The organism is Pseudoalteromonas sp. RB2-MNA-CIBAN-0110 (assembly GCF_040309305.1).
GTDB classification, from domain to species: domain Bacteria; phylum Pseudomonadota; class Gammaproteobacteria; order Enterobacterales; family Alteromonadaceae; genus Pseudoalteromonas; species Pseudoalteromonas arctica.
In genome coordinates this window covers 1-542 of record NZ_JBEOOQ010000103.1, presented here as the reverse complement: position 1 = coordinate 542, position 542 = coordinate 1, and the positions used below count along the sequence as shown (strand labels likewise).

1 protein-coding gene is annotated in these 542 nt (G+C 38.4%); it reads right to left on the bottom strand.

Annotated elements, in window-relative coordinates:
* Positions 1 to 542 (bottom strand): DDE-type integrase/transposase/recombinase (locus AAEY68_RS20735; RefSeq protein WP_350586791.1); only part of this gene is annotated, 542 nt, incomplete at both ends.

The following is a 542-nucleotide window of genomic DNA, read 5'->3' as shown; positions in this document are numbered from 1 at the left end:
TCCGGGCGATACTTTAACGTCTTAAATAGCGATTCAGAATAAGGATTATCATTACTCACAGACGGTCGGCTAAATGAAGGAACAATACCTAACTCCTGCAATGTCGCTAATAACGTTGCCCCTTTCATTGGACTGCCATTATCCGAGTGCAACGTGACTTGCTCAGGCTTTACCTGCTCTCGCCTGCAAATATCTACCATTAAATCAGCCGCCAGTGTGCTTAGTTGTGTGTCATGAACCTGCCAACCAACTATTCTTCGACTATAAATATCCATCACTAAATATAAGTATAAAAACTGACCTTTAACAGCTGTTGGCAAATACGTGATATCCCATGTATAAATTTCGTTTACACGTATTGCCTTGAGCGCTTTTGGCTTTTTTATCTTTTTATTTGGTTTAACTTTTTCTCTGTGTGTTAATAATTTATGTGATTTCATAACGCGATAAAACGAGCTTTCTGATGCTATCCACACACCTTTATCCAATAGTTTAGGGACTATCTTGCTGGGTGGTAAATGTCCATATTCTATTGAATTAAC